The organism is Desulfonatronospira sp. (assembly GCA_003563255.1).
Taxonomy (GTDB): Bacteria; Desulfobacterota; Desulfovibrionia; order Desulfovibrionales; family Desulfonatronovibrionaceae; genus Desulfonatronospira.
Genome location: PWSL01000441.1, coordinates 1 through 15,595 on the forward strand (window position 1 = coordinate 1; position 15,595 = coordinate 15,595).

Annotated in this window: 14 protein-coding genes and 1 pseudogene; 13 read left to right on the forward strand and 2 right to left on the reverse strand. The window is 51.1% G+C overall.

Translation table 11 applies throughout. From position 1 onward, the window contains the following. The 8 genes and pseudogenes from QZP87_RS12850 to QZP87_RS12885 all read left to right on the forward strand — a co-directional run. Window positions 1-273: pseudogene (locus tag QZP87_RS12850) on the forward strand (serine/threonine protein phosphatase); the annotation flags it as partial. Next, window positions 270-1,034: an exodeoxyribonuclease III gene (locus QZP87_RS12855; RefSeq protein WP_291323322.1), complete on the forward strand. Its 765-nt coding sequence runs from the start codon at window positions 270-272 to the stop codon at window positions 1,032-1,034. The pseudogene QZP87_RS12850 and the gene QZP87_RS12855, both read left to right, overlap by 4 nt. Window positions 1,035-1,043: 9 nt before the next feature. Further along, window positions 1,044-1,697, forward strand: coding sequence for a hypothetical protein (locus QZP87_RS12860; protein ID WP_008868807.1), 654 nt, complete (start codon window positions 1,044-1,046; stop codon window positions 1,695-1,697). Window positions 1,698-1,706: 9 nt separating this feature from the next. Beyond that, window positions 1,707-3,527 carry a fumarate reductase flavoprotein subunit gene (locus QZP87_RS12865; protein WP_291323323.1) on the forward strand — a complete coding sequence of 607 codons (1,821 nt, stop codon included), beginning with the start codon at window positions 1,707-1,709 and terminating at the stop codon, window positions 3,525-3,527. A 367-nt stretch (window positions 3,528-3,894) separates the two neighbouring features. Further along, window positions 3,895-4,641 (forward strand): fumarate reductase iron-sulfur subunit, encoded by a 747-nt coding sequence (locus QZP87_RS12870; RefSeq protein ID WP_291323324.1) that lies wholly within the window; start codon window positions 3,895-3,897, stop codon window positions 4,639-4,641. Between the two features lie 27 nt (window positions 4,642-4,668). Then, window positions 4,669-5,505: a fumarate hydratase gene (locus tag QZP87_RS12875; protein WP_008868811.1), complete on the forward strand. Its 837-nt coding sequence runs from the start codon at window positions 4,669-4,671 to the stop codon at window positions 5,503-5,505. Further along, window positions 5,502-6,044: a FumA C-terminus/TtdB family hydratase beta subunit gene (locus QZP87_RS12880; protein ID WP_291323325.1), complete on the forward strand. Its 543-nt coding sequence runs from the start codon at window positions 5,502-5,504 to the stop codon at window positions 6,042-6,044. The genes QZP87_RS12875 and QZP87_RS12880 overlap by 4 nt, the downstream gene beginning before the upstream one ends. Window positions 6,045-6,069: 25 nt before the next feature. Next, the gene (locus tag QZP87_RS12885; protein WP_291323326.1) at window positions 6,070-6,513 is read left to right on the forward strand and encodes a pyridoxamine 5'-phosphate oxidase family protein; all 444 of its coding nucleotides are present in this window, start codon (window positions 6,070-6,072) and stop codon (window positions 6,511-6,513) included. 146 nt (window positions 6,514-6,659) lie between these two features. Here QZP87_RS12885 and QZP87_RS12890 read toward each other — a convergent pair whose 3' ends face one another. After that, entirely contained in the window at window positions 6,660-7,016 is a 357-nt protein-coding gene (locus QZP87_RS12890; RefSeq protein WP_291323327.1) for a type II toxin-antitoxin system PemK/MazF family toxin, read from the reverse strand. Next, a complete protein-coding gene (locus QZP87_RS12895; RefSeq protein WP_291323328.1) occupies window positions 7,003-7,245 on the reverse strand; it encodes a crotonobetainyl-CoA--carnitine CoA-transferase in 243 nt (80 codons plus the stop codon). Before QZP87_RS12895 ends, QZP87_RS12890 begins: the two co-directional genes overlap by 14 nt. Window positions 7,246-7,949: 704 nt before the next feature. On the opposite strand from QZP87_RS12895, the gene QZP87_RS12900 reads away from it, so the two are divergent. The 5 genes from QZP87_RS12900 (at window position 7,950) to QZP87_RS12920 (ending at window position 15,058) form a co-directional block, all read left to right on the forward strand. Then, window positions 7,950-8,477, forward strand: a complete 528-nt coding sequence (locus QZP87_RS12900) for a hypothetical protein (protein ID WP_291323329.1) — start codon at window positions 7,950-7,952, stop codon at window positions 8,475-8,477. Between the two features lie 336 nt (window positions 8,478-8,813). Then, entirely contained in the window at window positions 8,814-9,173 is a 360-nt protein-coding gene (locus QZP87_RS12905) for a molybdenum cofactor biosynthesis protein MoaE (RefSeq protein ID WP_291323330.1), read from the forward strand. A gap of 228 nt (window positions 9,174-9,401) precedes the next feature. Further along, window positions 9,402-10,478, forward strand: a complete 1,077-nt coding sequence (locus QZP87_RS12910) for a nitronate monooxygenase family protein (RefSeq protein ID WP_291323331.1) — start codon at window positions 9,402-9,404, stop codon at window positions 10,476-10,478. A gap of 228 nt (window positions 10,479-10,706) precedes the next feature. After that, window positions 10,707-13,004 (forward strand): ABC transporter substrate-binding protein, encoded by a 2,298-nt coding sequence (locus QZP87_RS12915; protein ID WP_291323332.1) that lies wholly within the window; start codon window positions 10,707-10,709, stop codon window positions 13,002-13,004. Between the two features lie 29 nt (window positions 13,005-13,033). Beyond that, entirely contained in the window at window positions 13,034-15,058 is a 2,025-nt protein-coding gene (locus QZP87_RS12920) for an ATP-binding protein (protein ID WP_291323333.1), read from the forward strand. The last annotated feature ends 537 nt before the right edge of the window (window positions 15,059-15,595 follow it).

A 15,595-nucleotide genomic window follows, 5' to 3' on the forward strand; every position in this document is an offset into this window, starting at 1 on the left:
AAGCATCTGATATTTATGACGCATACACCGCCGTATGGCACTAAAACCGACATGCTCAACTCCGGGAAAAACGTAGGCAGCCTGGCCGTAAGAGAGTTCATAGAGGAGGTGCAGCCGGAAGTCTGCATCACCGGCCATGTACACGAGGCCAATATCGAGGATTACGTTGGGGGCACCAAGGTGATTAATCCCGGTCCCCTGAGCAGCGGGGGTTACGTCTGGATAAAATACGACGGTGTGGGGCTTGATGCCCACCTCAGGACTGTTTCATGATAATATACTCCTGGAATGTAAACGGCTTCAGGGCGGTTACAGGCAAGGGTTTCTGGGACTGGTTCCAGGACAGGGATATTGATGTCCTGTGCCTGCAGGAGACCAAGGCGCACCCGGACCAGCTGCCTGCAAAGCACAAAGAGGTCCCCGGGTATAATATCTACTGGAATCCGGCCCGGACCAAAAAAGGCTATTCCGGAACAGCCTGTTTTTACCGGCTGGAACCACAGCACATAAGTACCGGCCTGCCTCAGGATCATCTCAATGGAGAGGGCAGGATGATCCTCATGGAATATGAATCCTTCTACCTCTTCAATGTCTATTTCCCCAACGGCCAGATGAGCCATGAGAGACTGAATTTCAAGCTGGACTATTACGACCGTTTCCTGGAATACGCCCAGGATCTGCGGCGCAAAAAGCCCATTGTGGTCTGCGGGGATTTCAATACCGCCCACAAGGATATTGATCTTAAAAATCCCCGGGCCAATGAGGACAGGTCAGGATTTTTGCCGGTGGAAAGGCAGTGGCTGGACAAGTTCATAGATCACGGGTACGTGGACACTTTCAGGATGTTCAACCAGGAAGGGGGCAACTACACCTGGTGGACTTACCGCTTCGGGGCCAGATCCAGGAATGCCGGCTGGCGTATAGATTATTTTTTTGTGTCTGAAGAACTGCGAAGCAATGTGCAAAACGCCTGGATAGAACCTCAGGTTATGGGTTCAGATCATTGTCCTGTGGGGCTTAAACTCAACATCTAAGGAGCAGGCATGCAATACCAGGATACCATGTTTTCACCTGCCTCAGGTTCCAGGGCGGCTTTGCTGGATCTTGTCCAGATGCTCACCGGCCTGGCCCTGGTGGTGTTTATGTATCTGCACGCTCTGTTTGTGGCCAGCATTCTGCTTGGTCCCCAGGTTTTCAATACCCTGGCTGACTTTTTCGAAAGGTACTACCTGGCCCAGGTGGGAGGCCCGCTTCTGGCCCTGGTCTTTCTGATCCATTTTTTCATGGCCGCCCGCAGGATACCTTTTTCCCAGCAGGATCAGAAAAAAGTCTTGTCCTTCAGCAGATTGCTTGCTCACAGGGACACCTGGCTGTGGACTGTGCAGGTGGTTACAGCCATGATAATCCTTATCATGGGAGCCATTCATATCTGGGTGGTGCTAACGGACCTGCCCATCACCGCTGATAAAAGCGCCGCCAGAATTCAGACCGGATTCTGGCTTGGCTTTTACCTCCTGCTTCTGCCCATGGTGGAACTGCATGTGGGAGCAGGCTGGTACAGGCTGGGGGTCAAGTGGGGGGTCATTAAGAGCAGTGCCCGCAAAAAGGCCAAAAGGGCGGAATATTATATCACCGGGTTTTTTATCCTCCTGGGCCTGATTACCCTGGCCAGGTTCATGTTTGTTTCAGTTTCATAAGGCTTATCCATGCGCATAATTTACACTGATCTTCTTTGTATCGGAGCCGGCCTGGCCGGTGAAAGGGTGGCCATAGAAGCGGCCCGGGCCGGGTTTGAGACCATTTGCCTCAGCCTTGTCCCGCCCAGACGTTCCCATTCCTCGGCCGCCCAGGGCGGGATGCAGGCAGCTCTGGGCAATTGCATCAAGGGTGACGGCGACTGCCCTGATGTACACTTCCAGGATACGGTCAAGGGCTCGGACTGGGGATGCGATCAGGAAGTGGCCCGGATGTTCGCGGATAACGCCCCGCTGGCCATCAGGCAGATGGATCACTGGGGAGTGCCCTGGAACAGGGTGGTGCCGGGAAAATCCTGCTATTACAAGGGCGGGGAAAAGCTGGAAAAGGAAGAATCAGAGGACAAATCCGGCCTCATCACCGCCAGGGATTTCGGGGGCACGGCCAAGTGGCGGGCCTGTTACTGCAGCGACGGTACCGGCCATGCCATGCTTTACACCATGGACAGCGTGGCCGTACAGCACGGGGTGCAGGTGCATGACCGCACCGAGGCATTAAGCCTTATTCATGACCAGGAGAGGTGCCACGGTGCAGTTGTCAGGTGTCTCAAAACAGGGGAGCTGAGGGCTTATATATCCAGGGCTACACTCATTGCTTCCGGAGGATTCGGGCGAATCTACCGGGCTTCCACCAATGCCGTGATAAACGAGGGCGGGGGACAGATAATCGCCCTGGATACCGGGGTGGTGCCTCTGGGCAACATGGAGGCGGTACAGTTTCACCCGACAGGCATAGTGCCCACGGACATCCTGGTCACCGAAGGGTGCCGCGGAGACGGGGGGACACTTCTGGACGTAAACCTGGAGCGGTTTATGCCGCAGTACGAACCAGAAAAGGCGGAACTGGCCTCCAGGGACGTGGTTTCCAGGCGCATGCAGGAGCATATGGCCAAAGGGATGGGGGTAAAAAGTCCCTACGGGGAGCACCTGTGGCTGGATATCAGGCACCTGGGCCGGGAGCACATCACCACCAAGCTGCGGGAAGTAGATGAGATCTGCAAGAATTTTCTGGGGGTAGACCCGGCAGAGTCTTTGATACCGGTTCGTCCCACCCAGCATTACAGCATGGGCGGGGTAAGAACGGACAAAAACGGCGCCGCATATGGTCTGAAAGGGCTTTTCAGCGCCGGAGAAGCCGCCTGCTGGGATATGCACGGGTTCAACCGCCTGGGGGGCAATTCCCTGGCCGAGACAGTGGTGGCCGGCATGCTGGTGGGCCGCAGTGTGGCCGGGTTTCTTCAGGAGGAAGACATGAGGGTGGACACCGCACTGGTGCGCGGCGAACTGAAAAAACAGCAGGAACGTATCGATACCCTCAGGTCCAGTACCAGAGGCGAACCCCCGTTTGAAGTGCGAAACCGCATGCAGGATATCCTCATGGATTACGTGGGCATTTTTCGCAATGAAAAAGACCTGCACCTGGCAGTGGAAAAGCTGCAGCAGGTCCTGCAGAGTGCGGAAAATCTAAAGCTTTCTTCCAGCGGAGCAGGAGCCAGCCCGGAACTGTCCCTGGCCCTTCGCCTGCCCGGCATGGTCAGGCTGGCCCTGTGCGTGGCCTTCGGGGCCCTGGAGAGGCGCGAAAGCCGGGGGTCCCATGCCAGGGAGGATTATCCGGCCCGAAATGACCGGGACTGGCTGGTGCGGACCCTGGCCTTCTGGCCGGGAGGCCGGGCCCTGCCCAGGCTGGAGTACGAACCTGCAACAAAGGTAGTGGAAATTCCTCCTGGAGACAGGGGGTATGGCGGATGTGAAGTCATCAGTGCTGAAAGTTGAAGTGCAAAATCATCTCTATGGTGAATCTTATATCACTACAGCGACACTTTATTTGAACTTGAAGGGGACTGGCTCTTTTGCCGCACAGAGCCCAGCCATTTTACGGTTTGAGTTCGGCAAAAGTGCCTGTCCCCGGTGGCTTGGGCAATAATTAACACAAAGTGGCTCTGTAGTGATAACTGAACAGTCAAAGGTTTTTTTGTAACCATCTGTTTTTATTATTTTTTATAGCAGATCAGTATATCTTTAAGGCCAGACCAGATATCTATCCAAATTTATAGACTTTATTTCTTTCAACCAGGAACGAAGAACCAGGAACTTTGAACTCTCAAGGTGATAAGATTGTAATAGAATATAGGTCTTACAGATGAACAGAAAGCTTGTATTTTCCATATTCAGGTATAATCCGCAGGAGCCAGGCTCCAGCCCCGGGATGCAGGAATTCAGGTTTGAGGAGACTGAAAACCTGAATCTTTTTGTGGCGCTGAATCTCATCCGGGAAAAGCAGGATCCATCCCTGCAATTCGACTTCTGCTGCCGGGCGGGTATCTGCGGGGCCTGCGCCATGGTCATCAACGGAAGACCCGGGCTGGCCTGCCGCACCAAGACTGCTGAACTGCCGGATAAAATAGTCCTGATGCCTTTGCCCGGATTCAGACTGGTGGGGGATCTGTCCGTGGATACCGGGGCCTGGTTCAGGTCCATGAACGAAAGGGTCAGGGCCTGGATACATACTGATGAAGATTTTGATCCGGATGCTCCTGAAGTGGTCATGGACAACCATGTTGCTGAACAGATTTATGAACTGGACCGCTGCATTGAGTGCGGATGCTGCATCGGGGCCTGTGCCACGGCCCAGCTGCGAAGCGACTTTATGGGAGCCGCAGCCATGAACCGCATAGCCAGGTTTATGCTGGACCCAAGAGATAAGCGTAATAACAGGGATTATTTCGAAATCGTAGGTACGGACCAGGGTATTTTCGGGTGCATGGGTCTTCTGGGTTGTCAGGACGTTTGCCCCAAGAATCTGCCTCTTCAGGATCAACTGGCCCATGTCCGGCGTAAAATGGGCCGACAGGCTCTGAAAAACATCCTGCCGTGGTACAGGAATTAGATTCACCCAGGTACACAAGGAGAACAGATGCGAAGTATTGATGCCCGGGAAGTCACCAGGCAGGTTTCACAAATGGTGGTGGAGGCCAATATGGTGCTGCCCGGGGATGTTTCCACCGCCCTGGAAAAGGCCTGGGAAAACGAGGACAACCCTTCCGGCCGGGAAATCCTTGGGCAGTTGCTGGAAAACGCCCGGCTGGCCCGGGAAATGAGTCTGCCCCTTTGTCAGGATACAGGGCTGGCGGTTTTTTTTGTGGAACTGGGCCAGGAGTGCAGGTTGCGGGGAGATTTGTACCAGGCTGTAAATGCAGGGGTCAGCAGGGGTTATGAAGAGGGCTTTCTGCGTAAATCAGTCTGCAATCCCCTGAGCAGAAAAAATACCGGCGACAATACTCCGGCGGTTATTCATCTGGATCTGGTACCCGGAGACAGGCTTAAGATCCGGTTCATGCCCAAGGGGGGAGGCAGCGAAAATATGTCCGGTCTGGCCATGCTTACTCCATCCCAGGGTCTGGAGGGGGTTAAGGAATTTGTGCTGCAAAGGGTTGCCGGGGCCGGTCCCAATCCATGTCCTCCGGGAATCATTGGAATCGGCATCGGGGGATCTTTTGACCAGGCACCCCTGCTGGCCAAAAAAGCCCTGTTCAGGCCCCTGGATGATATCCACCCGGAGCAGGAAGTGCGGGACCTGGAAGCAGAACTTTTCGAGGCTGTGAATGCCCTGGGGATAGGTCCCATGGGCATGGGAGGCAGAACCACATGCCTGGGGGTGAAGATCCAGGCCGCGCCATGCCACATTGCTTCTTTGCCTGTGGCGGTGAATATCCAGTGTCATGCAGCCAGGCACAAGGAGGTCAGCCTGTGAGTCGGGAGATCAAATTGAGTACACCCCTGCAGGAAGAGGATGTCTTACACCTGAGAACCGGGGACAAGGTTCTTTTAAGCGGGCATATCTATACCGCCAGGGATGCAGCCCACAAAAGGCTTTTACAGGATCTGGACCAGGGTATTGAGCCCCCCTTTAATCTCCAGGGGGCTGTTGTATATTATGTTGGCCCCACTCCGGCCCCTCCCGGGCGGGTGATCGGATCTGCCGGTCCCACCACCAGTTCCCGTATGGATGCCTACACACCTCGCATGCACCAGCTGGGGGTCAGGGCCACCATCGGCAAGGGCCGCAGGAGCCAGGAAGTTAGGCGCGTACTGCAGGAGCAAAAGGCGGTCTACCTGGGGGCCACCGGCGGGGCCGGGGCACTCTTGTCCAGGTGTATTACCGGTTCCTGGGTGCTGGCCTTCGAGGAACTGGGCACAGAAGCCATCCGGGAACTGGAAGTCCTGGATTTTCCCCTCCTGGTGGTCAATGATGCCTTTGGCGGGGAACTTTACGTCACCGCCGGGCGGTAAGCCTGCAAAACATTCTGGAAAAACCATGCTGGAAACAATCAAGGAAATAATACGTCATAACGATCTGGCTGTACTGGCCACTTCCCATGAAGACAGGCCCCACTGTTCTCTTATGGCCTATATTCCTGACAGTGACTGCACAAGAATCTACCTGCTCACCCTGAAAGATTCCAGAAAATTTGCCAATATCAGCAGCAATCCTTACGTAAGCCTTTTGGTGGATACCAGGGATCCCCGTGAGTCCAGGAAAGACTACAAGGCCCTGACCATAAGCGGGACCTGTGCTCCAGCGGACACCACGGAGCAGGAAAAACTCAGGCAGGACATGGTGAAACAGCATCCACAGGTCAAGGAGCTTGCAGATAAACCGGACTGCGTGCTTTTAGTGGTAAATATTAATTCCTTTCTCTTGCTGGACGGGGTATCCACGGCTCATTATATTGAACTCGATGATCAAACGGCCAAGTAAATGGAAAAGGTGGCGGTCATTTAGGCGTTCAGCACAAATTTCGGAACAACATGGTGGTAGTTAAGAAATCATTTGTCAGAGGTCGGCAAATCAAAAGTCAGATGTAAGCAAACCCACAAAATCCGCGGGGGGTCATGGAAACGGGTTCAAGTACAGTGTTCCGGCTCAATGTCCAGGATCAAGGCAACAGACTTTTTAACGGCATCCATTTCCGCTGAGCTGATCTGCCCGAGCTTTTCCAGGAACCTTTGATGGCTCAAGGATCTGAGCTGATAACAGTCGATGGCCGATTTTTTTTCAAGGGCATTGGACACGCTGGGTTCCAGGCAGACAAAAAAAGGATTGCCTTCCCAGTTCGCATTCCAGGCGGTTATGGGGACGACAATGGCTAACTTGAGATATTTGCTATGACCGCCATTCAAGATGACAACAGGGCGCGTCTTTTTGATTTCATCTCCCAGTGTGGGCGCAAGGTTGACCCGATAAATGTCACCGATGTGCAAAGTCTTCACCCTCTATGTCTTCAAACTGATTCGGATAGGCCCCCTGCCCAATCATTTCCATGGCCTGCTGCCTCTTGAGAGCCCGAAGCCTTTTGCGATCTTCCCTGATCTGGGCCTTGACTGCCTGACGCATGTACTCACTTAAGCTTTTGTAGTTCAATTCTTTGTAGACTTTCTTGATGAACTCATAGTTTTCAGGCTCTATTTGGATTTTGGTCTGAATAAGCATCGAAAACCTCTCATTTCTGTCCTTAACACTACAGCGACACTGTGTGAAAATTTTCGCCTCGGCCACCGGGGACAGGCACTTTTGCCGACCTCAAACCGAAAAAAGGCAGGACTATCCGGCGGCAAAAGAGCCAGTCCCCTTCCAGCCTAAATCAAGTGTCGCTGTAGTGTTAAATATGATGATTTAAATTTGGGTCTTTCTGGGCCAAATGTCAAGGGCATTAATCTGGGCCCAATAGGCGCTTAGTGAAAATTTCAAACCAACATTTTGTTTCATTTTCAAAGAAAGCCAAGAAAACGGAGCAGGACAGGCGTAAAGGACACAAAAAGGAAGTGATCTCATACAACCACCCCCGGCCTTAAGAAGTGTGGGAGTAAGGGCGTATGGGAGTATGGGAGTCAAAATATCTTTACACCCACACATGGATACCCCCATACACTCATACTTTCTTCCTAAGGGAGGGGAATTTACGCCGTGCCTGTAATCCTATACTAAGGAGCAGGCCCTGTTGAAGGTTGCCATGCATCGCGCAAAGATATATTTCTTACTTTGCGATCTTCGCTTGTCACGCCCTGGCGTGATTAAATACGTAAGCACCTCAAAGAGGATTTAACTGGGCGTCTTTGCGTGAGAAATAATGGGTTGCGGGCATAGCCCGCCTTGGAACCCTTCCTTTGTTTTCAAGTATTAAGGGAGTATACAGCATGAGCAGTGACAGCGTATTTCAGGAAGTCAAGGATTTTTACCGCATTATCCCCCTGCAGTCCATGCGGCGCACCCCGGGAGTATTTTTCGATAATGTTCCCATGGATTTCCTGCCCAGGATTGATGCCATAGACCGGGTCCTGCACCAGGGCGGGGCCGTCTCCCCGGGACCCGTTGAGGATGTACAGCGCCCCTGGTATATGCATCCCCACCAGGATGACAACCTTATAGTCCTTTATGGTGTGCGGGATGTAGACATTTACATCAAGGGCGGCCAAATGACCAGTTTCAGGGTTACCCCTCACCAGGTCATACACAACGGGGAAGTGCTCTATGACGGCCCGGCCATGCTGGTCTGGCCCAGGTATGTATTTCACCGCATAACCAGCGGGGAAGAGGGGTCCGCCTCTTTGAATTTTGCGGTACATTATCAGGGGCTGGACATGCGCACCAATTTCAATATCTATGACCTGGATACAGAGACTGGAAGCTTCGAGGTGATCCGAGAGGGATTCAGGGACCAGTGAAATGCATGACTGCAGTAACCGGCTTTGAACCATGCGGTTTTTCTTGCCAAAGGCATAGAAGTGCTTAAATACCATACCAGTACAGGTGGAAATATTTTGTAATTTTTCCCGGCAAAAGCTTAAAAAAAGGGTAAACATTCAGGGGGTCCTCGGTGGTGACTCATGGCCGGTACCTGCCCCTGAATAGGCCAGGGGACTGTCCCCGCTGAGTAATGACTGTGCAGCTTCACTTGATTTCGCGCCTGTACTTTTTGTATTCGTGAAGGAAAAGTGTCGCGGGGACTGTCCCCATGGCCGGTACCTGCCCCCTGAATGGTTACAAAAAAGGAGATACAGATGGATATTTCAAAGGCCATAGCAGAGCTCAAGAAAGAAGAAGGTTTTACGGAAAACGTAGGCATGGTGCTTGTTCATAACGGGGTTGTGCGGGCCTGGTCCAGAAAGGACCGCTCCCGGGTGGGAAAAATTGAGGTCACTCCGGATCAAGACAGGGTCGAGGCCATCAGGCAGCGCTACGAAAAAAGCCAGGGGATTTTCAGGATAGTGGTCCAGGCCAACTCAGGTATCCTGGAGCCTGGAGATGACTTGCTGTTTATTATAGTGGCCGGTGATATACGGGAAAACGTCAAGCCTGTACTTTCGGATATCCTGGATGAAATCAAAAAAGAAGCCATATCCAAAAAAGAGATGCCCTGATGCTCTGTCTGACCCCCAGGACTTGAATCTTTCTGTTCAAAAATCCGGGAAGCCGATCCAAACTGTTGTAACCATTCAGGGGGCATGTACCGGCCAGGGGGACAGTCTCCTGGCCTTGTGTCATTAGTCACCACCGAGGACCCCCTGAATGGTTACAAACTGATTCTTGCCTTTTGGCCGTACTATGTTTAGGTGTAATTATGAAATTGAATTTTTGGAGGATAATGAATGGATTTTCCAGAATTAAGATTTAAAGATCTGGTAGCCAGGGTGCCCATTATCCAGGGGGGTATGGGCGTAGGCATCTCTTTATCCGGCCTGTCTTCGGCCGTTGCCAACCAGGGTGGAATCGGGGTTATTTCAGCGGCCATGATCGGCATGGAGGAGCCTGATATTGCAAAAAATCCGGAAGAAGCCAACATCAGGGCTCTTCAAAAAGAGATAGCCAAAGCCAGGGAAATGACCTCGGGCATCCTGGGGGTGAATATAATGGTGGCTTTGAGCAATTTCGCAGAACTGGTGAAAACCTCCATCAGGGAGCGGATGGACATTATCTTCGCCGGTGCCGGTCTACCTTTTGACCTGCCCCAGTATCAGACCCCTGAATCCAGGACAAAACTGGTGCCCATTATTTCTTCGGCCCGGGCGGCCAGGGTCATGTGCAAAAAATGGCTCTCGCGTTTTAATTACCTCCCGGACGGCTTTGTGGTGGAGGGGCCCCTGGCGGGGGGGCACCTGGGCTTTAAGAAAGAGCAGTTGGAAAACCCGGAGTTCAAGCTGGAAAACCTTGTGCAGGAGGTTGTGGCGGAAGTCAGGCCCTTTGAGGATGAGCACGGCCAGGCCATCCCTGTCATTGCCGCCGGGGGGATATATTCCGGGGAAGATATCTGCCGGTTCCTGCGCCTTGGAGCCTCAGGGGTGCAGCTAGGTACACGCTTCGTGGCTACCCACGAGTGCGACGCGGACATGGCCTTCAAACAGTCCTTTATTGACTGCACTGAAGAAGACCTGATGATAATCAAAAGTCCTGTAGGTATGCCCGGCAGGGCCATGCGCAATCAGTTCCTGGAAGATGTGGAGAAGGGCGGTAAAAAGCCCTTTAAGTGCCTGTATCATTGCATAGTCACTTGCGACTACAAGCAAAGCCCATACTGCATAGCCTCAGCCCTGGCCAATGCCAAAAAGGGAAGGATGCACAAAGGGTTTGTTTTTGCCGGGCAGACCGCTCATCGCATCCAGGAAATCATGTCTGTAAAAGAACTTATTGAATCTCTCAGGCAGGAGTACGCTCAAGCCTGCTCCTGACTATCCTGGAGCGGGGGGTATGCTGAACATTTATTTTGGCGGACTTTCCCCCCAGCCCAGTTTAAAGAACCCCTGTACTGATTATGATAAGAGCCCGTCTAATCTTCAGACTTTTCCACCCATTTTTTAGAGCTAAAAAGATAGGCCAATTTGAGAGCCAAAATCATATGGCATACTGAACTTTGACCTGAATCTGAACGCCTAGATTTCCCCACTCAGGAGACAATTATGAAGCACTGGATAAGAACATTTGGCATTCTATTGTTTCTGCTCTTTTTGATCTCTTCTTGTGACAGAGCGCCTAAACCTGTAGCTGAGCCTGTGCCAGGTGTTACCGACAACGAAATCCTCATAGGCTCTTCCCTGGCCCTGGAAGGTCACGCCGGATACCTGGGAACCCAGAGTCTCCGTGGAGCGCTCTCATATATAAAATACATCAATGAACAGGGCGGCATCCATGGCAGGAAGATTAGGGTAATCTCATATGATGATGGATATGACCCTCCAAGGTGCGTATTTAATACCCAAAAACTTATCAATGAGGACAAGGTCTTTTCCCTTTTCAATTATGTCGGCACCCCTACATCGGTCAAGATCATCCCTATTGTCCAGGATGCCAGAATCCCGCTTCTCGGCCTGATCACCGGGGCAAACGCCTTAAGAGATCCTTTCAAGCGCTACATCATCAATGTCCGGGCTTCCTATTACCAGGAAACAGGTGCGATGGTTAAACATCTTGTGGAAGATCTGGATATAAGGAAGATAGCTGTCTTTTACCAGTATGATGACTATGGTTTGGACGGCCTTAGAGGAACGGAGATTGTCCTGAAAAGATTCGGCCTCACCCCGGTGGCTACGGGAAGCTATATCCGCGGGACCCTGGATGTGCAGGATGGACTGGACAAGATCAGGGCTTCCGGAGCCCAGGCGGTGATTATGATCGGCACCTACGAACCATGTGCCAGGTTCATAAAGCTGGCCAGGTCAAAAGACTTCAACCCTATCTTCCACAATGTCTCCTTTGTAGGTTCCGATGAGTTGGCCAGGAAACTGGGCAAGCAAGGGGAGGGAGTCTTTATCACCCAGGTGGTTCCACCGCCTGAGGCACCGGAAATAAGAACCCTGCTTTGGGGTGCAGAGGAATACAGTAGTTTACTTAAAAAATACTTTCCTGAAGATGAACTCAGCTTTGTAGGGCTTGAGGGCTATATCAATGCCAGAGTACTGGTGGAAGGCCTTAAAAGGGCAGGCAGGGATTTAAACCGGGAGAAATTCATTGACGACATTGATTCCATACAGGATTATTCCCTGGGCATTGCCAATACCCTGACATTTAGTCCTGATGATCGCCAGGGATTGGAGAGGGTATATTTTACCCGGATAAAAGACGGTCGATTTGACTTGGTTGTTGACTGGGAAAGGATAAGGAGAGCCCGGGAAGTTCCAGGGCTTACAGACAACGAAATCCTTATAGGCTCTTCCCTGGCCTTGGAAGATCACGCCGGGTACCTGGGAACAGAGACCCACCACGGAGCGCTCTCTTATATTAATTTTATCAACGAACAGGGCGGCATCCATGGCAGGGAGATAAGGCTGATCGCCTATGATGATGGATATGATCCTCCAAGGTGTGTGGCCAATACCAAAAAACTTATTAACGAAGACAAGGTATTCGCCCTCTTCAATTATTTAGGCACCCCTACATCGGTCAAGATCATCCCTATTGTCCAGGAGGCCAAAATCCCGCTTCTTGGTCTGTTCACCGGGGCAAATGCCTTAAGGGAACCCTTTATGCGCTATATCATCAATGTCCGGGCCTCCTATTATCAGGAAACGGGTGCGATGGTTAAGCATCTTGTGGAAGATCTGGATATAAGAAATATAGCTGTCTTTTACCAGGATGATGATTATGGTTTCGACGGCCTTAAAGGAACCGAGGTTGCTCTGCAAAAATACGGCCTCACCCCCGTTGCCACCGGCAGTTATATCCGGGGAACCCTGGATGTGGAGGATGGACTGGACAAGATCATGGCCTCCGGAGCCCAGGCGGTGATTATGATCGGCACCTACGGCCCCTGCGCCAGGTTCATAAAGCTGGCCAGGTCAAAAGACTTCAACCCCATCTTTCACAATGTCTCCTTTGTGGGTTCCGAGGAGTTGGCCAGGAAACTGGGCAGGGAAGGGGACGGTGTTATTATCACCCAGGTGGTACCACCTCCCGAGGAAAGGGTTCTTCTTCCGGCTGCAGAGGAATATACCCGATTGCTGGCGAAATATTATCCGCAACGCACCCCCACCTTTGCAGGATTTGAGGGCTTCATCAATGCCAAAATCCTGATGGAGGGCCTTAGGCGGGCCGGACGAGAAATCACCAGGGAAGACCTGGTCAATGCCATAGAAACCATGGATATTTACTTTGTGGGTGTAGGCGCCAAAGTATCATTTGGGCCCAATGACCGCCAGGGGTTGGATCAGGTGTACTTTACCAGGATTGAAGACGGTAAAGTGACCATGTTTACAGATTAGAACATTTTTATTGAGTAGCTGCCGGAAAAATGGACATCCTTCGAAAGCTGAGTTTTAATAACAAGGTGTTATTCAGCACCACACTGATCGTGGTCCTTCTGGCAATAGCCGTGCTTGTTGTTGTCCAGTGGGTACTGCTTCCCAGTCTGACCTCAGAGCTTAAAAGAAGAGGAGTGGCCATTGCTCAAAGTGTAGCCAGTCTAAGCACTGGCTATATCCTGGTGGGAGACAAGCCTGCCCTGACCGGCCTGATTTTCGATGAAAAACAGCTTGAAGAGAGAAGACCCATTGTATCGTATATACTTGTCCTCGATATCTACCAGGAGGTGCTGGCCCATACCTTCATTGGCGTATTTCCCCAGGGGATCGTGGAAGCCAATATAGTTACGCCGGACCAGGAACGAAGCATCAAGCCCATTGAGATTCCTGAAGGACATATCTACGATATAGCAGTGCCTGTAAAAGAAGGCATATACAAGATTGGAACGGTTCGTGTGGGGGTCAATAAAGCAGTTATAGACCGGCTCATTGGCAAATTGGCCCTCATCCTTCTGGGGGCCATATCCGGGGTTATTGTGGTGGGATTTTTTATCAGCTACCGGTTGTCAAGGTATATTACCCGCCCTGTCACGCAACTCACCCGTTTGGCGGATGAAATCAGCCGTGGGAACCTGGATGTAACCTTTGATTTTGGCCAGAAGGTCAGGTGCTGGGAGATGCAGGAATGCGACAAAACCGATTGCCCGGCCTATGGTCAAACCGATGCAATGTGCTGGTTTACTGAAGGGACCCTTTGCACCGGGTCTCCCATGGGAAAATTTCCTGAAAAACTTGAAGAGTGCTATAAATGCAAAGTATATAAAACGCATGGCGGTGATGAGATAGTTCAGCTTGCAGATGCCTTTTTCTTCATGACCAGGAATTTAAAAATCTCCAGGGATGAATTGAAGAGAGCCTATGATTATCAGAAAAACCTCATTGAGAGTTCCATCGACGGGATTGTTGCTATGGATGAAGAGGACAACATTGTGATCTTCAATGAAGGCGCGGAAAAGATCTTAGGTTATAAATTTGATGAAGTTGCCGGGAAGATGAGTGCGGCGGATCTCTATCCGCCCGGCCAGTTCAAGAAGGTCAGGGAAGTCCTTTATGGCGATGGATATGGGGGAACCGGCAAGCTGGCAAACTACGAGACCACCATTTTAAACAGTGCCGGCGACCAAGTTCCAGTGTGGCTTTCGGCCAGCATCATATATGAACATGAAAAGGTCTTGGGGACCGTGATGTTTTTTCAGGATTTGACCGAAAGGAGGAGGTTGGAAAAAAAGGTTCTGGAATCGGAAAAGTTGGCTACCATAGGACAGGGAGTTGCCTACATCTCTCATGAAATTAAGAATCCCTTGATGGTAATCAGTGGCTTTGCCCAACAGGTTCTGCGCGACATAGACCAGGATGACAAAAACAGGGCAAAATTGGAAATTATCATAAATGAAGTCAAAAGATTAGAGGGATTTCTGATAGATATAAGTGATTTTACCAAACTGTCCAAGCCAAAAAAGAATATGGCCAGCATCAATAGTGTGGTGGAGGAAGTCTCCACCCTTTTTGAGCATGAATTTGAAGTCCGTCATGTAGTATTTGACAAATCCATTGATCCCCATATTCCGGAGACCTTATTAGACCCAAAACAGCTTAAACAGGTACTCATAAATATTGTCAAAAATTCGGTGGAAGCCATGCCGCAAGGGGGGAAGCTGTCTATCGAAACATGGCTTAAGGATGACTGCATTGAAATCCTCATTAGTGACACAGGAAAAGGAATTGCTCCGCAGGATTTAAAAGATATTTTCAATCCATTTATTACCTCTAAACCCAAAGGTACAGGGCTTGGGCTGGCCATTTCCCGCAAGATTATTGAAGACCATGAAGGTGAAATTTCCATAAAAAGCAAGGTGGGTGAAGGAACCGTCTGTACCATCGTCCTTCCTGTTCAAGGTCCGGATGGAAAAGAGCTGGAAGCACTCCATACGGCCGGGCAGGGATCAAACACGTGAGTAGCTAAATTGCCCTCTAACGCGGGCTGTACCCGCAACCCAAGAAGTAAAGAAACCTTAACCGTCCGTTCGCCCATGTTGAATGGCTGCGCCTACACTTCGTGTATTCAACTGGGTAAAAAGACTCACCCAGTTGAATACGGCTTTGCCGTAGACCGAAGGTCTATTCAACCGGGCGAGCTCAAGACGCCCAGTTAAACCCTGCTGCGCAGGAAAGCTTTCAGCGTTGTTTAACCGGGCAGACAAAGGTCGCAATGGAAGGCAGGAAGGTTTTTTCATTTGCCGCTATCTGCTTTAACCGTCACCCCGGACTTGATACGGGGCCAGGTCTTCTTATTCGATCTTGCTGAATAGTTACACGACGTTTATTGATTTTAACCAGGAACCTGCCGGGAACCGCAATAAGATGTGACTGCAAAAAGTCATTTTTGCAGTCACAGACGTCAGTGATCAGAGGTCAGTAAAATCAAAAAGTTATGTATATTGTTGATTTGTGAATTTTTCATTCCCCGATTTTTTGCAGGTGCATCCAATAAG

Excerpts from the sequence above, each read along its gene's own strand:
- QZP87_RS12870 (WP_291323324.1), top strand. The coding sequence starts at position 3,895 with ATGAACAGAAAGCTTGTATTTTCCATATTCAGGTATAATCCGCAGGAG.
- QZP87_RS12920 (WP_291323333.1), top strand. The coding sequence starts at position 13,034 with ATGGACATCCTTCGAAAGCTGAGTTTTAATAACAAGGTGTTATTCAGC.
- QZP87_RS12885 (WP_291323326.1), top strand. The coding sequence starts at position 6,070 with ATGCTGGAAACAATCAAGGAAATAATACGTCATAACGATCTGGCTGTA.
- QZP87_RS12910 (WP_291323331.1), top strand. The coding sequence starts at position 9,402 with ATGGATTTTCCAGAATTAAGATTTAAAGATCTGGTAGCCAGGGTGCCC.
- QZP87_RS12895 (WP_291323328.1), bottom strand. The coding sequence starts at position 7,245 with ATGCTTATTCAGACCAAAATCCAAATAGAGCCTGAAAACTATGAGTTC.
- QZP87_RS12905 (WP_291323330.1), top strand. The coding sequence starts at position 8,814 with ATGGATATTTCAAAGGCCATAGCAGAGCTCAAGAAAGAAGAAGGTTTT.
- QZP87_RS12900 (WP_291323329.1), top strand. The coding sequence starts at position 7,950 with ATGAGCAGTGACAGCGTATTTCAGGAAGTCAAGGATTTTTACCGCATT.
- QZP87_RS12855 (WP_291323322.1), top strand. The coding sequence starts at position 270 with ATGATAATATACTCCTGGAATGTAAACGGCTTCAGGGCGGTTACAGGC.
- QZP87_RS12865 (WP_291323323.1), top strand. The coding sequence starts at position 1,707 with ATGCGCATAATTTACACTGATCTTCTTTGTATCGGAGCCGGCCTGGCC.
- QZP87_RS12915 (WP_291323332.1), top strand. The coding sequence starts at position 10,707 with ATGAAGCACTGGATAAGAACATTTGGCATTCTATTGTTTCTGCTCTTT.
- QZP87_RS12875 (WP_008868811.1), top strand. The coding sequence starts at position 4,669 with ATGCGAAGTATTGATGCCCGGGAAGTCACCAGGCAGGTTTCACAAATG.
- QZP87_RS12860 (WP_008868807.1), top strand. The coding sequence starts at position 1,044 with ATGCAATACCAGGATACCATGTTTTCACCTGCCTCAGGTTCCAGGGCG.